Below are 13,942 nucleotides of genomic sequence, written 5' to 3' on the forward strand. Positions count from 1 at the left end.
GCTTTTTGTTTTCCGGCAACAACACCCCGCCTCACACAATGCGTTCGATTATCGCCCCGTTCCACTTCCGACGAATTGCTCGCCGCAGCTCCGATCACGCACCATCCTTCACGCAACGTTGCACAAGTTCATCAATAAAGCGTCGACCTGCAGCCTCCGGCCGCAGCGCTCCGACTCGCCCATAAAAACAAGAGATCCACGACAGATGAGCATTTTGCAACCCGCACGCCCCCTGCTGCCGGGCCTTCTGGCCATGTCCTGCGCCCTCCCCGCCCTCGCCGCCGACGGCGGCTTCCTGGAAGACGCCAAGGCCACCCTCAACCTGCGAAACTTCTACATCAACCGCAACTTCGTCGACCCTGCCAAGGCCCAGGGCAAGGCCGAGGAATGGACGCAAAGCTTCATCCTCGACGCGCGTTCCGGGTTCACCCAGGGCACCGTCGGCTTTGGCGTCGATGTGCTGGGGCTGTATTCGGTCAAGCTCGATGGCGGCAAGGGGACGGCCGGCACGCAGCTGCTGCCGGTGCACGACGATGGTCGCCCCGCCGACGACTTCGGCCGCCTGGGTGTCGCGCTCAAGGCCAGGATTTCACAGACCGAGCTCAAGGTCGGCGAATGGATGCCGGTACTGCCGATCCTGCGCTCTGACGATGGTCGTTCGCTGCCGCAGACCTTCCGCGGCGGCCAGATCACCTCCAGGGAGATCGCCGGGCTGACCCTGTACGCCGGCCAGTTCCGTGGCAACAGCCCGCGCAACGACGCAAGCATGGAGGACATGGCGCTGTTCAGCCGCCCGGGCTTCACCTCCGACCGCTTCAACTTTGCAGGGGGTGAGTACAGCTTCAACGACAAGCGCACCCTGGTCGGGGTGTGGGACGCCCAGCTCAAGGATATCTACCGCCAGCAGTACTTCAACCTGGTGCACAGCCAGCCCTTGGGCGACTGGACCCTGGGGGCGAACCTGGGTTACTTCATCGGCAAGGAAGACGGCGCCGAGCGTGCCGGCAAGCTGGACAACCGCACCGCCTCGGCCATGCTTTCGGCGCGCTATCAGGGTCATACGTTCTATGTCGGCCTGCAGAAGGTCGGCGGCGATGACGAGTGGATGCGAGTCAACGGCACCAGCGGCGGCACCTTGGCCAACGACAGCTACAACGCCAGCTTCGAGAATGCCAAGGAACGCTCCTGGCAACTGCGCCACGATTTCAACTTCGCCACCGTCGGCATCCCCGGGCTGACCCTGATGAACCGCTACATCAAGGGGGACAACGTGCATGTCGGCAGCATCACCGATGGCAAGGAGTGGGCGCGCGAGAGCGAACTGGCGTACGTGATCCAGTCCGGTACGTTCAAGGACCTGTCGGTGAAATGGCGCAACTCCACCATGCGCAGGGACTTCAGCACCAACGCCTTCGACGAGAACAGGCTGATCGTGAGTTATCCGTTCAGCCTGTTGTGAAAGTCGCGCCGCGCTTGGGGGGCGGGCTTACCCGCCCCTATAAATAACAAAAACAGCTAAACAACTAACTAAACCATCGTTGACGGAATAAGTGACAAGGTCTAAAACGAGCCCTCTCTACTCCGCAGAATCTCGATATGGACCTTCGCCAACTGCGCTATTTCATCGCCCTCACCGAGTACCGCAGCTTCGTCCGCGCTGCCGAAGCCATGGGCATTACCCAACCCGCGTTCAGTCGCGCCATCCAGGGCCTGGAGCAGGAATTCGGCTGCGCCCTGGTCGATCGCGGCAACAAGGCGCTGCAACCGACCCCCGAAGGCCAGGTGGTGCTGCAACATGCCCGGCGCCTGGTTCAGGGGGCCGCACAACTGAGCAACGACGTGCTGCAGATGACCAAGCTCGACGCCGGCGAACTGCATTTCGGCAGCGGCCCAGCCCTGGCTGCACGACTGGTACCCGACGCCCTGCAGCAGTTCATCACCCAGCATCCGGGGATTCGCACCGAGCTGCTGGTGGACAATGCCGAACGTCTGGGCCAGGCCCTGCGCCGCGAGCAGATCGAGTTTTTCGTCGACGATATCCGCCCCTTCGAGGCCGACCCCAACTTCCACACCGAGCCCCTCAACCCGCGCCCGGGCCTGTTCTTCTGCCGCCCCGGCCATCCGCTGCTGGCCAAGGACAGCCTGTCGACCAACGATCTGTTCGCCTACCCCCTGGCCAGCGCCCTGCTCACCCCCGGTGTACGCAAGCGCCTGGCCAATCTCAGCGGACGCAGCGACTTCATCCCACACCTGCAGACCGAACACCTGGCAGTGCTGCGCAGCGTGGTGCTGGCCAGCGATACTCTCGGCAGCGCCAGCGAGGAAGCCGTGGCCGAGGACCTGGCCGCGGGGCGCCTGGTACGCCTGCACTGGCGCAACCTGCCGCCGGGGCTGGAAGTGCTGAGCGTGCGTTGCGGGGTGATCAGCCGCAGCGGCTATCGCCTGTCACCGGCAGCACGGGCGATGATCGATACCTTGGTCAGCCTGGATGCGCGGCCATCTCCCGCAGCCTCGGCGCATCGAGGATCAGCACTTCGCCATAGCCCAGTTGCACCACCCCCGCCTGCTCCAGCGCCTTGAGGATCTGGTTGATGGTCTGGCGCGACAGGGACAGCATCAGCGCCAGTTGCTCCTGCGACAATTGCAGGCGCCATTGGGCAACATCGCGCTCGCCATAGCCTTCGGCGATCTGCAACAGCCGATGGGCCACACGCGGCCCCGCGGCCAGCAAGTGCTGCTGCTCAAGCGCGACGAACACCCAGCGCAGCTTGTGGCTCATCAGCAAAGCCAGGTCGCGCCAGTGCTGCGGATGCTGCGCCAACCAGTCGAGCAGCGCGGCCTGAGGGATCCACAACAGCTGCGTGACACCTTCGGCAAAGGCATCGTGAGTGCGTGGCTGGCCGTCGAACAAGCTGATCTCGCCGAACCAGTAAGGCGGCTCGACCAACGTCAACAGCGCTTCCTTGCCCTCACGGCTGACCGCACCGACGCGCATGGCGCCCTCCAGCACCGCATACAAACCGCAGGGCGGATCACCACGCTGGAACAGGCACTGTCCGGCCGCCAGCTCACGTGAACGCGCCAATGCCAGCAGGCTATCCTGAACCTGAGCGGGCAACTGCCGAAACCACTGGCCGTGGCTCAACTGCGCACGCCAGGCTTGGGGGTTGTCCATGACACCTCTTCTGAACGGACTCTGTCGGCCAGGCGACAGACGACGGCGGATGAACGGGGCAAGCTGTCGCTACCCCTGATGGAGGAACAACAATGAAAAACCTCGTCGAACACCTGAGTCAATACGCGGCCTATCATCGCGACCCGCGCAACATCGCCACGCACTTCGTCGGCATTCCGTTGATCGTGCTGGCGGTCAGCATCCTGCTGTCACGACCCGGCTGGCCTGTCGCCGGCATCTGGATGTCGCCAGCGCTGCTGGTGGCGGCAGCGTCGGTGTGGTTCTACCTGCGCCTGGACCTGCGCTTCGGGCTGGTGATGGGCGTGTTGCTGGGGCTGTGCCTGTGGGCAGGCGAATGGCTGGCGCTGCAAAGCACCGGGCTGTGGCTGAGTGCCGGGCTCGGGGCCTTCGTGCTGGGCTGGATCATCCAGTTCGTCGGGCATGCCTACGAGGGCAGGAAACCCGCCTTCGTCGACGATGTCAGCGGCTTGATCATCGGGCCACTGTTCGTGGTTGCAGAACTGGCGTTCATGCTTGGGCTGTGTGCCGGTCTGAGGCAGCAGGTGGAAGCCCATGCCGGGCCGGTAGCGGTGCGCGGGAAGAAGGCGGCGGTGTAGATGCTGGAACAGTGCTGAATTCTTCGCGGGCTTGCCCGCGAAGAATTCAGTGGGGATCTATGGCCTAGGCCCGCGACTCGACCCCAAGCTCATCCCACACCGACTCGGCCAGGTGGAAGGTCGCATTGGCCGCCGGGATCCCGCAATAGATCGCGCTCTGCATGATCACTTCCTTGATCTCCTCGCGGGTCACGCCATTGTTGGCCGCCGCGCGCAGGTGCAACTTGAGTTCCTCGTTGCGGTTCATGCCAATCAACATGGCGATGGTAATCAGGCTGCGGGTGTGGCGTGGCAACCCCGGGCGGGTCCAGATATCGCCCCAGGCGTGGCGCGTGATCATCTCCTGGAACTCGCCATTGAAGTCGTTGAGTTTCTCCAGGCTGCGGTCCACATGGGCATCGCCCAGCACCGCACGACGCACCTGCATGCCAGCGTCGTAACGTTGTTTCTCATCCATGGCGTACTCCTCAGCGGGCCAACAGGAAATCGAGCACGCGACGGCTGAACGCCTCGCCGACCTCGACATTGGACAGGTGCGCAGCCAGGAAGCCGGTGTACTCGGCGCCTGCCACATGCTCTTGGATGTACAGGCCACCCGAGGGCGGCGTCACCGCATCGGCCTCCCCGGAAATCACCAGCAGCGGCGCGCTGATCGCTCCCAACTGATCGCGGAAATCGGCATCGCGCACCGCACAGCAGTTGGCGGCATAGCCCTGTGGCGAAGTGGTTGCGAGCATGTCGGTGATGCGCTTGACCTGATCCGCGTGCTCGCTCGACCACGCCGGGGTGAACCAGCGCTCGATGGACGCATCACGCAACCCACGCATGGCCTCGGCGCCGTCGCGCAAGACCATTTCGATGCGCGGATTCCAGGTTTCAGGCGATCCGATCTTCGCCGCCGTGTTGCACACCACCAGACGCTGCAAACGCTCACCTGCATTGATGCCGAGCCACTGACCGATCAGGCCGCCCATCGACAACCCACAGAAATGCGCGCGCTCGATCTGCAGAGCATCCAGCAGCGCCAGCACATCACGCCCCAGTTGTTCGATGCTGTACGGCCCTTCGGTGACCAGCGAATCGCCATGACCGCGCGTGTCGTAGCGCAGTACTCGAAAGTGTTCGGTCCACAGCGGCATCTGGGTATCCCACATGTGCAGGTTGGTGCCCAGCGAGTTGGACAGCACCAGCACGGGGGCGTGCTCGGGGCCTTCGAGTTGGTAGTTCAATACGCCATCGACCAGTTGCAAATGCGCCACAGCGGTCTCCTTCAAGCAGTGAAACGTTGATGTTCAGCCACAGCACGCGCCACCCAGACGCGGGCCTGGCCGAGGTAATGGGCAGGGTCGAGCAACTGGTCGAGCGCTTCGCCAGACAGCTGTTCGGTGACCTGTGGCTCGTCGCCGAGCACGGCACGCAGGTGGCGCTGTTCGGCTACCGCGCGCTGGCAGCATTGCTCAAGCAGGTGATGGGCCTTGTCGCGCCCCAGACGCTGGGCCAGCACGATGCTCACCGCTTCGGCCAGCACCAGGCCTTGAGTCAGTTCAAGGTTGCGGCGCATGCGCTCGGCGTCCACCTCCATGCCCTCGGCGATCAGTTGTGCCTGGCGCAGGGCGCCGGAGACCAGGCAGCAGATGTCTGGCAGGGTCTCCCATTCGGCATGCCACAGGCCCAGGCTACGCTCGTGCTCCTGGGGCATGGCGGCGAACAGCGTCGACAGCAGCCCCGGCACGCGGGTCGCGGCGCCGATCAGCACCGCTGCACCCACAGGGTTGCGCTTGTGCGGCATGGTCGAAGAGCCGCCCTTGCCCGGCGCAGCAGGCTCGAACACCTCGCCAGCCTCGGTCTGCATCAACAGGCTGATATCGCGACCGAATTTGCCCAGGCTGCCGGCAATCAGGCCCAGCACCGAGGCGAACTCCACCAGGCGGTCGCGCTGGGTGTGCCAGGGCTGCTCGGGCAAGGCGAGGCCAAGTTGTGCCGCCAGCGCCTCGGCCACCGGCAATGCCTTGCTGCCCAGCGCCGCAAGGCTGCCAGAGGCCCCCCCGAATTGCAGGCACAACAGGCGCGGACGCAGCTCCTGCAAGCGCTGGCGGTGACGGGTCAACGCCCCGAGCATACCGGCCAGCTTCATGCCCAGCGTCACAGGCGTGGCGTGCTGCAGCCAGGTGCGCCCCACCAGCGGCGTGTCGGCATGCAGCAAAGCCTGGCGTGCGAGGGTGTCGGCGAGCTTTTCCAGATCTGCCTCGATCAACCCCAGGGCATCACGCAGTTGCAGAACCAGGCCAGTGTCCATCGCATCCTGGCTGGTAGCCCCCAGGTGCACATAACGCTCGGCCTCCGGCACGCCACTGGCAACCACCTTGCCCAGTGCCTTGACCAGCGGGATCGCCGAGTTGCCAGCCACCGCAATGGCCTGCGCCAGCGCTTGCACGTCATAGCGCTCGGCCTTGCATGCCGCCTCGATGGCTGCCACCGCGGTGTGCGGCACCAGCCCTGCGTCAGCCTCGGCGCGCGCCAGGGCAGCCTCGAAGTCGAGCATGCCCTGCAGGCGGCCATGGTCGCTGAACACCTCGCGCATGGCCGGGGCGGTGAAGTAGGCATCGAACAGTTGGTTGCTCATGCAACGTCCTTAGTGATCATGGTGCAGGTACGCCGCCTGCTTGGGCAGGCGCAGGCTGAACAGGAAGGCCGCTGCCATCATGGCGGTCACGTACCAGTAGAAAGTGTTCTCCATCCCCAGCGTCTTCAAGCCCAGGGCGACGTATTCGGCCGAACCGCCGAAGACCGCGTTGGCCACGGCATAGGCCAGGCCCACACCCAAGGCACGCACCTGAGGTGGGAACATCTCGGCCTTCACCAGGCCGCTGATGGAGGTATAGAAACTGACGATGCACAGCGCGAGGGTCACCAGCACGAAGGCCATGAACGGGCTGGTCACGGTCTTGAGCGCCATCAGCAACGGCACGGTGAACAGAGTGCCCAGCGCGCCGAACAACAGCATCGAGTTACGTCGGCCGATACGGTCGGACAACATGCCGAACAGTGGCTGCAGGATCATGAACAGGAACAGCGCGCCAGTCATCACGAAGCTGGCGCTCTTGGCGTTCATGCCGGCCGTGTTGACCAGGTACTTCTGCATGTAGGTGGTGAAGGTGTAGAAGATCAACGAACCGCCAGCGGTATAGCCCAGCACCGTGATGAAGGCTGCGGCGTGGTTGCGGAACAGGCCACTGACGCTGCCGGCATCTTTATCCTGGCGAGTCTCGGCACTGCTGGTCTCTTTCAGCGATCGGCGCAGCATCAGCGAAATCAGCGCGGCGACGGCGCCGACCACGAACGGAATGCGCCAGCCCCAGGCGCGCAGTTCTTCTTCAGTGAGCAATTGCTGCAGGATCACCACCACCAGCACCGCCAGCAACTGGCCGCCGATCAGGGTGACGTACTGGAACGAGGCGAAGAATCCACGCTGGCCGCGCAGGGCCACCTCACTCATGTAGGTCGCGGTGGTGCCGTACTCACCGCCGACCGACAGGCCCTGGACCAGTCGCGCAAACAGCAGCAGCGCCGGAGCCCAGGTACCGATGCTCGAATAGGTCGGCAGGCAGGCGATCAGCAACGAGCCTGCGCACATCATCAACACCGAGATCATCAACGAGTTCTTGCGCCCGTGACGGTCGGCCAGACGGCCGAAAATCCAGCCACCGATAGGGCGCATCAGAAAGCCTGCGGCGAACACCCCGGCCGTGTTGAGCAACTGCACCGTGGGGTCGTCGGAGGGGAAGAACGCCGGGGCGAAGTAAATGGCGCAGAAGGCATAGACATAGAAGTCGAACCACTCCACCAGGTTGCCGGAAGAAGCCCCGACGATGGCGAAGATACGGCTTTTACGCTCCTCGCCCGTGTAATGGATTGCGGTCATGGCGTGCTTACTCCTCGAGGGTTACCATCAATTCTAGACATACCCGGTAACACTCTCGTTCCGCTTGGGGGCTGACCATTAGCCTTATGTCTTGCAGGTCCGGCCTCTTCGCGGGCAAGCCCGCTCCCACAGGATGGCGTGAGCGGCTTGCCCACGAAGAGGACGGCACAGGTCAAACCCGCTCGATGGCCAGCGCCAACCCCTGCCCCACGCCGACACACATGGTTGCCAGGCCCTTGCGCCCGCCGCTCTTTTCCAGTTGGTGCAGCGCCGTCAGCACCAGCCGCGCGCCGCTCATGCCCAGCGGATGCCCCAGGGCGATCGCTCCGCCATTGGGGTTGACCTGTGGCGCATCGTCCGCCACGCCCAGCTCGCGCAGCACCGCCAGGCCCTGGCTGGCAAAGGCTTCGTTGAGTTCGATCACATCGAAATCAGCCACGGCGATACCCAGGCGCTCGGTGAGCTTGCGCACCGCAGGCACGGGGCCTATGCCCATCACCCGCGGCGCCACGCCGGCACTGGCCATGCCCAGGACACGGGCACGTGGGGTCAGGCCGTGTTTCTTCACCGCATCGGCCGATGCCAGGATCAGCGCCGCGGCGCCATCGTTCACACCCGACGCATTGCCAGCAGTGACGGTCTTGTCCGCGCCATTGACCGGTTTGAGCCGGGCCAACGCTTCCAGGGTGGTGTCCGGGCGCAGGTGTTCATCCTGCTCGACCAGGGTTTCGCCCTTCTTGTGGACGATACGCACCGGCACGATCTCTTCGGCGAAGAAACCTGCTGCCTGCGCGGCGGCGGCCTTCTGCTGGCTGCGCAGGGCGAAGGCATCCTGGTCGGCACGCGAGACCCGGTAATCGTCGGCAACGTTGTCCGCAGTCTCAGGCATGGCATCGACACCGTACTGAGCCTTCATCAACGGGTTGATGAAGCGCCAGCCGATGGTGGTGTCTTCAAGCTTCATGCTGCGCGAGTAGCCACTCTCGGCCTTGCCCATCACGAACGGCGCGCGCGACATCGACTCGACGCCACCGGCGATGGCCAGCTCCATCTCGCCACTGGCGATGGCGCGAAACGCCGTGCCGACCGCATCCATGCCCGAAGCGCAGAGGCGGTTGAGGGTCACGCCGGGAATGCTCTCGGGCAGGCCAGCCAGCAGCAGCGCCATGCGCGCGACGTTGCGGTTATCCTCGCCGGCCTGGTTGGCGCAGCCGAGAAACACTTCGTCGAGCTGATCCCAGCGAACCTGCGGGTTGCGCTCGACCAGCGCCTTGAGCGGCACCGCCGCCAGGTCGTCGGCGCGCACACCAGCCAAGGCGCCGCCGAAACGGCCAATCGGGGTACGGATCGCGTCGCAGATGAATACGTCACGCATCAGGCTTCTCCTGCGCTCTGGCCATGGGCTGCTGCAGTACGGGCTTCAAGATCACGCAGAGCGGTCAATTCTGTCTCGCTCGGCTCGGCGGTGGCCTGCACGTCATCGGCAAAGCGAATCGCCCAGCCGGTGGCGGCGACGATCTGTTCGCGGGTCACGCCCGGATGGATCGAGGTAACGACGAATTCGTGGGTGCCGACTTCCGGCTCCATGATGCACAGGTCGGTGATGATGCCCACCGGCCCCTCGCCGGGCAGGCCCAGGCGCTTGCGCGAATCGCCGCCCTCGCCGTGCCCGACCGAGGTGATGAAGTCGAGCTTGTCGACGAAAGCGCGCGGCGACTGCTTCAGAATGATCAGCACCTGCTTGGCGGAGCCTGCGATCTCTGGCGCACCGCCCGCGCCCGGCAGGCGAGTCTTGGGCGCGTGGTAATCACCGACCACGGTGGTGTTGATGTTGCCGAAGCGGTCGACCTGGGCGGCGCCGAGGAAGCCCACATCGATACGACCGCCCTGCAGCCAATAGCGGAAGATCTCGCCGGTCGGCACCACCGTGTCAGCGGTCTCAGCCAACTCGCCATCGCCGATCGACAGCGGCAACACACTCGGTTTGGCACCGATCGGGCCAGACTCATAGATCAGCACCACGTCAGGCGACGAGGTCAGGCGCGCCAGGTTGGCGGCCTTGGACGGCAGGCCGATCCCCACGAAGCAGACGGCGCCGTTACGCAGGCGACGGGCCGCGGCCACGGTCATCATTTCGGAGGTGGAGTAGCTCATTGTGCAGCCTCCAGCTTGCGCTTGAATTCGGTGAAGTCGGTGGTACCGCGAATGTAGGTGTCGATCCAGGCCGTGAAGGATTCGCGGTTGCGCGCGATCGGGTCCCAGGCCTGGTAGAAGCGGTTGTCACGCTCGTAGTAGCCATGGGCGTAGGACGGGTGCGCGCCGCCCGGTACCAGGCACACTGCGCTGAGCGCCCAGGTCGGCAGTACGCAGGCGTTCATCGGCGCTTGCAGGTCGTCGACGATTTCCTCGACTGTGACGATGCAGCGCTTGGCGGCCAGGGCCGCTTCCTTCTGCACCCCGAGGATGCCCCACAGCAGCACGTTGCCCTTGCGGTCGGCTTTCTGCGCGTGGATCACGGTGACATCCGGGCGAACCGAAGGCACGGCAGCCAGCACTTCGCCCGTGAACGGGCAAGTGACCGACTTGATCAGAGGGTTGACCTTGGGCAGGTCGGAGCCGGCGTAGGCACGCAATACCGCGAACGGCAGGCCGGAGGCGCCGGCAACGTAGGCGTTGGCCAGGTCGGCATGGCTGTGCTCTTCGATCTCGATCGCGTGCGGCCATTGTTTCTCCACGGCGTCGCGCAGGCGATGCAGCGAGCCGACCCCAGGGTTGCCACCCCACGAGAAGATCAGTTTGCGCGCACAACCGGCACCGATCAGTTGGTCGTAGATCAGGTCCGGCGTCATGCGCACCAGCGTGAGGTCGCGTTTGCCCTGGCGGATGATTTCGTGACCGGCGGCGGTCGGAATCAGGTGGGTGAAACCTTCGAGGGCAACGCTGTCGCCGTCGTGGACGAACTGCTTCACGGCATCATGAAGCGAGAGGATTGCTGCCATTGGAGACTCCTGGTCAGGCTGAGTCGGGTTTGAGTGCAGCGTCGCTGCGATGGGCTCAGATTAAGGAGACCGGGGGTGGGGAAACAATCCGATAATCGACCTTTTGTGCGGTTATCGAACGATTTGAATGCGTTACCGATGATGACGGGTGGCGACCTTTTCGCAGGCAAGCCCGCTCCCACAAGGGAGTAACTGTCTTGCTCAAAATCTAAAGGCCAGCCCAATCCCTCGACTGCCCCAAGGGTTGGATTTGTGTCCAACTTCTTGGGGGCAGTCCATCCCTGTGGAAGCGGGCTTGCCCGCGAAAAGGCCCCCCCAAGGCCTGATCAGGTGGCGTCAGCGTGACTCACCAAGCCTTTGACGATAACCCCGACGGTCGCCAGCGCGGCCGGCACCAGGAGCGCGGTCAGCACCTGCTCGAAAGTCCAGCCCAGCCCCAGCAGCGTCGCCCCGCTCCAGGCTCCGAGAATCGCGCCGAAACGGCCAATGCCCAGCATCCACGACACCCCCGTGGCACGCCCCTGGGTCGGATAGAAGCGCGCTGCCAGCGAAGGCATCGCCGACTGTGCTCCGTTCACGCACATCCCCGCGACCAGCACCAGAATAGCCAGCAACGTGATGTTGCCCAGGCTTTGACCCACCGCGTAGGCAAACACCCCGGCCAGCAGGTAGAAGATGCCGATGACCTTGTGCGGATTGAAGCGGTCCATCGCCCAGCCCACCGCCACGGCGCTGAGTACGCCGCCGAACTGGAACAGCGCACCGATGAAGGCTGCCGTTTCAAGGCTGGCGCCACTGTCGCGCATCAGCGTCGGCAGCCAACTGGTCAGCAGGTAGACGATCACCAGGCCCATGAAGTAGGTCAGCCATAGCAGCACGGTGCCCAGGCCATATGTGCCAGAGAAGATGACCGCGAAAACGTTGCGCGCAGCCACGGCCTTCTGCTCCGGTACGCTGAAGCTCGCAGCCTGGGCAACCACGGCCGGAGCGATCGGGGCAAGCGTCTTGCGCACCTTGTCGGTGCCGCGATTGCGCACCACCAGAAAACGCGCCGACTCCGGCAACCACACCAGCAGCACCACCGCCAGCAGCAACGGCAGCACACCGCCCAGCACCAGCAGGCTGTGCCAGCCGTAGGCTGGGATAAGCTTGGCAGAGATGAAGCCACCACCCGCCATGCCCAGGTTGAAGCCGCAGAACATGCTGGTCACCAGCAGCGACTTCAAGCGCTCCGGGGTGTATTCGGATAGCAGGGTCGTGGCATTGGGCATGCCAGCGCCCAGGCCGAGGCCTGTCAGGAAACGCAGCACCAGCAGTTGATCGACATTGCTGGCGTACGCCGAGGCCAGGCTGAAACCGCCGAACACCAGTACCGCGCCTACCAGCACGCCCTTGCGACCGAAGCGGTCTGCAAGCGGCCCGGAACCCAGGGCACCGAAGACCATGCCAATCAGTGCGGCGCTCATTACCGGGCCCAGGCTGGCACGGTCGATCCCCCACTCCTGGGACAGCGCCGGAGCGATGAACCCCATCGCTGCGGTGTCCAGGCCATCGAGGAAGACAATCAGGAAGCACAGGATCACCACCCGCCATTGATAGCGGGACAGCGGCTGGTCGTTGATGAACGACTGTACATCGAGGCAGTTGCCGACAGCAGTTTGCGGTTTGTTCATTGTTGTTATCCAGAAGATGGGCGCAGGTACACCGCTGCGACCAATAAGGCGCAGGGCTAAAGAAACCGGTACGGGCGTTGAAATCAGCTGGGTAACGATGCAACTGCGCAAGGCAGCGAGGGGACAGTGGTCATGGGCTTGTCTCGTGTTGTTATTGTCCGGTCGGCAGCGCCGACCGTTGCGAGAACATTAATCAGCACCTGCGGCGGGCGCAATTCACGAGGAACGACATTGTGCGTTTATCGCACAAGAATAGTTCTACCGCTTGTCCACCTATTGCGGCGGCGCGCCATCCCAGACGCTCAACCGAACAACTGATGGCAAAGATCGCGGCTGGCCGACAACAGTATGGGCAAGAAGCGCTGTTCCAGTTCGTTGCGCGTCACCCGTCCGACGTGGGTGCTGACGTTCAGTGCTGCCAGCACTTGCCCTGAAGCGTCATAGATCGGCACGGCGATCGAGCGCAGCCCCTGCTCCAGCTCCTGGTCGACCACACACCAGCCCTGGGCGCGCACCTGTTGGATGCAGGCGAACAGCGACTCGGGATCATGCAAGGTGCGGCTGGTTCGAGCCTTGAGATCGGCGCGCTCGAAGTACTCGCGCAGGCTGGTGTCGTCCAGTGCCGCCAGGAGGATTCGGCCCATGGAGGTGCAATAGGCCGGTAGGCGGCCACCCACCGACAGGTCGACCGAAATCAGACGCTCCACCGTCGCCGAGCGGGCGATGTAGAGAATGTCGTCGCCTTCGAGGGTCGCCATGTTCGCCGCTTCGTGCAGTTGCTCGCTGATACGGTCAAGGTAGGGCTGGGCCGAGACGGCCAGCGGCGTCGAGGAGAGGTAGGCATGTCCCAGCGTCAGCACCTTGGGCAGCAACGAATAGGTACGTCCGTCGGAAGTGGCGTAACCGAGTTTGATCAAGGTGTGCAGACAACGACGCACTGCGGCGCGGGGGATTTCCGTGCGGTGGCTGATCTGGGCAATGGTCAGGTGGCGCTTGCGCTCCTGGAAGGCCTGGATCACCGCCAGCCCCCGGGCCAGAGAGGTCATGAAGTCGGGGTCGCCGGTGAACGCCTGAATGCGCTTGGCCGGCGATGCGACGATCGGCGGGGCCAGGGAAGGCGAGACGGCACGCTGCGGATCGCTGGGCGTGGAAGCGTTGGTTTCATCGTTCATCGGCAGACCTCAAAAAAAACGGCGCTTCGTGCGATTATCGAACAAGCGGCCGATAATCGCAATTGACCGCCGACACGTTTGCTTATACCTTTCTCATGCCCTTGTGGCTTCTTTGGAGAGACTGGTCAGGTACCCACCGTAGAAGACTAAAGGCAGCGGCCTCGCTTACCAGCGAGGCCGTTTTCATTTCTGCACTGTTTATCCGAACTTTACTCGGTACGTCGCCTCCAACTTCCCAAGTACAACGGGTCAACTTCCCATTGCACGATCAGGCTCGAGTAAAGGCCGTGGCCATTGGTGATTCGACGGTTATAATTCGGCGCTCGGGTCTGTATGCACGCTGGGAAATGGATCCACGCGCACTGCGTGTTACAGCCCCGTACC

The 13,942-nt window shown here is 63.9% G+C and carries 13 protein-coding genes; 3 read left to right on the forward strand and 10 right to left on the reverse strand.

Going from position 1 to position 13,942, the window contains the following annotated elements; translation table 11 throughout:
- The first annotated feature begins 253 nt into the window (after positions 1 to 253).
- Entirely contained in the window at positions 254 to 1,459 is a 1,206-nt protein-coding gene (locus ACTYOL_RS21840; protein ID WP_371926266.1) for an OprD family porin, read from the forward strand.
- A gap of 137 nt (positions 1,460 to 1,596) precedes the next feature.
- Complete coding sequence (locus tag ACTYOL_RS21845) at positions 1,597 to 2,580, forward strand: LysR family transcriptional regulator (RefSeq protein ID WP_112899049.1); 984 nt, start codon at positions 1,597 to 1,599, stop codon at positions 2,578 to 2,580.
- On the opposite strand, the gene ACTYOL_RS21850 is transcribed toward ACTYOL_RS21845, so the two are convergent.
- Positions 2,480 to 3,175, reverse strand: coding sequence for a Crp/Fnr family transcriptional regulator (locus ACTYOL_RS21850; RefSeq protein WP_054894503.1), 696 nt, complete (start codon positions 3,173 to 3,175; stop codon positions 2,480 to 2,482). The two genes, ACTYOL_RS21845 and ACTYOL_RS21850, sit on opposite strands and share 101 nt — an antisense overlap.
- A gap of 92 nt (positions 3,176 to 3,267) precedes the next feature.
- Between ACTYOL_RS21850 and ACTYOL_RS21855 the strand changes: the two genes are divergently transcribed.
- Positions 3,268 to 3,792 carry an Mpo1 family 2-hydroxy fatty acid dioxygenase gene (locus ACTYOL_RS21855; RefSeq protein ID WP_444757048.1) on the forward strand — a complete coding sequence of 175 codons (525 nt, stop codon included), beginning with the start codon at positions 3,268 to 3,270 and terminating at the stop codon, positions 3,790 to 3,792.
- A 64-nt stretch (positions 3,793 to 3,856) separates the two neighbouring features.
- Here ACTYOL_RS21855 and pcaC read toward each other — a convergent pair whose 3' ends face one another.
- The 9 genes from pcaC to pcaR form a co-directional block, all read right to left on the reverse strand.
- The gene (gene pcaC / locus ACTYOL_RS21860; protein WP_112899050.1) at positions 3,857 to 4,249 is read right to left on the reverse strand and encodes a 4-carboxymuconolactone decarboxylase; all 393 of its coding nucleotides are present in this window, start codon (positions 4,247 to 4,249) and stop codon (positions 3,857 to 3,859) included.
- Positions 4,250 to 4,259: 10 nt separating this feature from the next.
- Positions 4,260 to 5,051, reverse strand: coding sequence for a 3-oxoadipate enol-lactonase (gene pcaD / locus ACTYOL_RS21865; protein WP_444757049.1), 792 nt, complete (start codon positions 5,049 to 5,051; stop codon positions 4,260 to 4,262).
- An 11-nt stretch (positions 5,052 to 5,062) separates the two neighbouring features.
- Positions 5,063 to 6,415 (reverse strand): 3-carboxy-cis,cis-muconate cycloisomerase, encoded by a 1,353-nt coding sequence (locus ACTYOL_RS21870; protein ID WP_065864245.1) that lies wholly within the window; start codon positions 6,413 to 6,415, stop codon positions 5,063 to 5,065.
- A gap of 9 nt (positions 6,416 to 6,424) precedes the next feature.
- Complete coding sequence (locus ACTYOL_RS21875; RefSeq protein WP_444757050.1) at positions 6,425 to 7,714, reverse strand: MFS family transporter; 1,290 nt, start codon at positions 7,712 to 7,714, stop codon at positions 6,425 to 6,427.
- A 172-nt stretch (positions 7,715 to 7,886) separates the two neighbouring features.
- Positions 7,887 to 9,092 (reverse strand): 3-oxoadipyl-CoA thiolase, encoded by a 1,206-nt coding sequence (pcaF, locus tag ACTYOL_RS21880; RefSeq protein WP_444758172.1) that lies wholly within the window; start codon positions 9,090 to 9,092, stop codon positions 7,887 to 7,889.
- Complete coding sequence (locus ACTYOL_RS21885; protein WP_054893783.1) at positions 9,089 to 9,868, reverse strand: CoA-transferase subunit beta; 780 nt, start codon at positions 9,866 to 9,868, stop codon at positions 9,089 to 9,091. Before ACTYOL_RS21885 ends, pcaF begins: the two co-directional genes overlap by 4 nt.
- Entirely contained in the window at positions 9,865 to 10,713 is an 849-nt protein-coding gene (locus ACTYOL_RS21890) for a CoA transferase subunit A (protein WP_186667290.1), read from the reverse strand. Before ACTYOL_RS21890 ends, ACTYOL_RS21885 begins: the two co-directional genes overlap by 4 nt.
- A 326-nt stretch (positions 10,714 to 11,039) precedes the next feature.
- Positions 11,040 to 12,386: an MFS transporter gene (locus ACTYOL_RS21895; RefSeq protein WP_063545964.1), complete on the reverse strand. Its 1,347-nt coding sequence runs from the start codon at positions 12,384 to 12,386 to the stop codon at positions 11,040 to 11,042.
- Positions 12,387 to 12,688: 302 nt separating this feature from the next.
- A complete protein-coding gene (gene pcaR / locus ACTYOL_RS21900; protein ID WP_054893786.1) occupies positions 12,689 to 13,558 on the reverse strand; it encodes a pca regulon transcriptional regulator PcaR in 870 nt (289 codons plus the stop codon).
- Between the last annotated feature and the right edge of the window lie 384 nt (positions 13,559 to 13,942).

Origin of the sequence: Pseudomonas sp. A014 (genome assembly GCF_052378495.1) — a bacterium.
In the GTDB taxonomy this organism is placed as follows: Bacteria; Pseudomonadota; Gammaproteobacteria; order Pseudomonadales; family Pseudomonadaceae; genus Aquipseudomonas; species Aquipseudomonas machongensis.

What these genes read in the sequence shown, in the direction of transcription:
- ACTYOL_RS21840 (WP_371926266.1), top strand. Translation starts at nt 254, where the DNA reads ATGTCCTGCGCCCTCCCCGCCCTCGCCGCCGACGGCGGCTTCCTGGAA.
- ACTYOL_RS21845 (WP_112899049.1), top strand. Translation starts at nt 1,597, where the DNA reads ATGGACCTTCGCCAACTGCGCTATTTCATCGCCCTCACCGAGTACCGC.
- ACTYOL_RS21850 (WP_054894503.1), bottom strand. Translation starts at nt 3,175, where the DNA reads ATGGACAACCCCCAAGCCTGGCGTGCGCAGTTGAGCCACGGCCAGTGG.
- ACTYOL_RS21855 (WP_444757048.1), top strand. Translation starts at nt 3,268, where the DNA reads ATGAAAAACCTCGTCGAACACCTGAGTCAATACGCGGCCTATCATCGC.
- pcaC (WP_112899050.1), bottom strand. Translation starts at nt 4,249, where the DNA reads ATGGATGAGAAACAACGTTACGACGCTGGCATGCAGGTGCGTCGTGCG.
- ACTYOL_RS21870 (WP_065864245.1), bottom strand. Translation starts at nt 6,415, where the DNA reads ATGAGCAACCAACTGTTCGATGCCTACTTCACCGCCCCGGCCATGCGC.
- ACTYOL_RS21875 (WP_444757050.1), bottom strand. Translation starts at nt 7,714, where the DNA reads ATGACCGCAATCCATTACACGGGCGAGGAGCGTAAAAGCCGTATCTTC.
- ACTYOL_RS21885 (WP_054893783.1), bottom strand. Translation starts at nt 9,868, where the DNA reads ATGAGCTACTCCACCTCCGAAATGATGACCGTGGCCGCGGCCCGTCGC.
- ACTYOL_RS21890 (WP_186667290.1), bottom strand. Translation starts at nt 10,713, where the DNA reads ATGGCAGCAATCCTCTCGCTTCATGATGCCGTGAAGCAGTTCGTCCAC.
- ACTYOL_RS21895 (WP_063545964.1), bottom strand. Translation starts at nt 12,386, where the DNA reads ATGAACAAACCGCAAACTGCTGTCGGCAACTGCCTCGATGTACAGTCG.
- pcaR (WP_054893786.1), bottom strand. Translation starts at nt 13,558, where the DNA reads ATGAACGATGAAACCAACGCTTCCACGCCCAGCGATCCGCAGCGTGCC.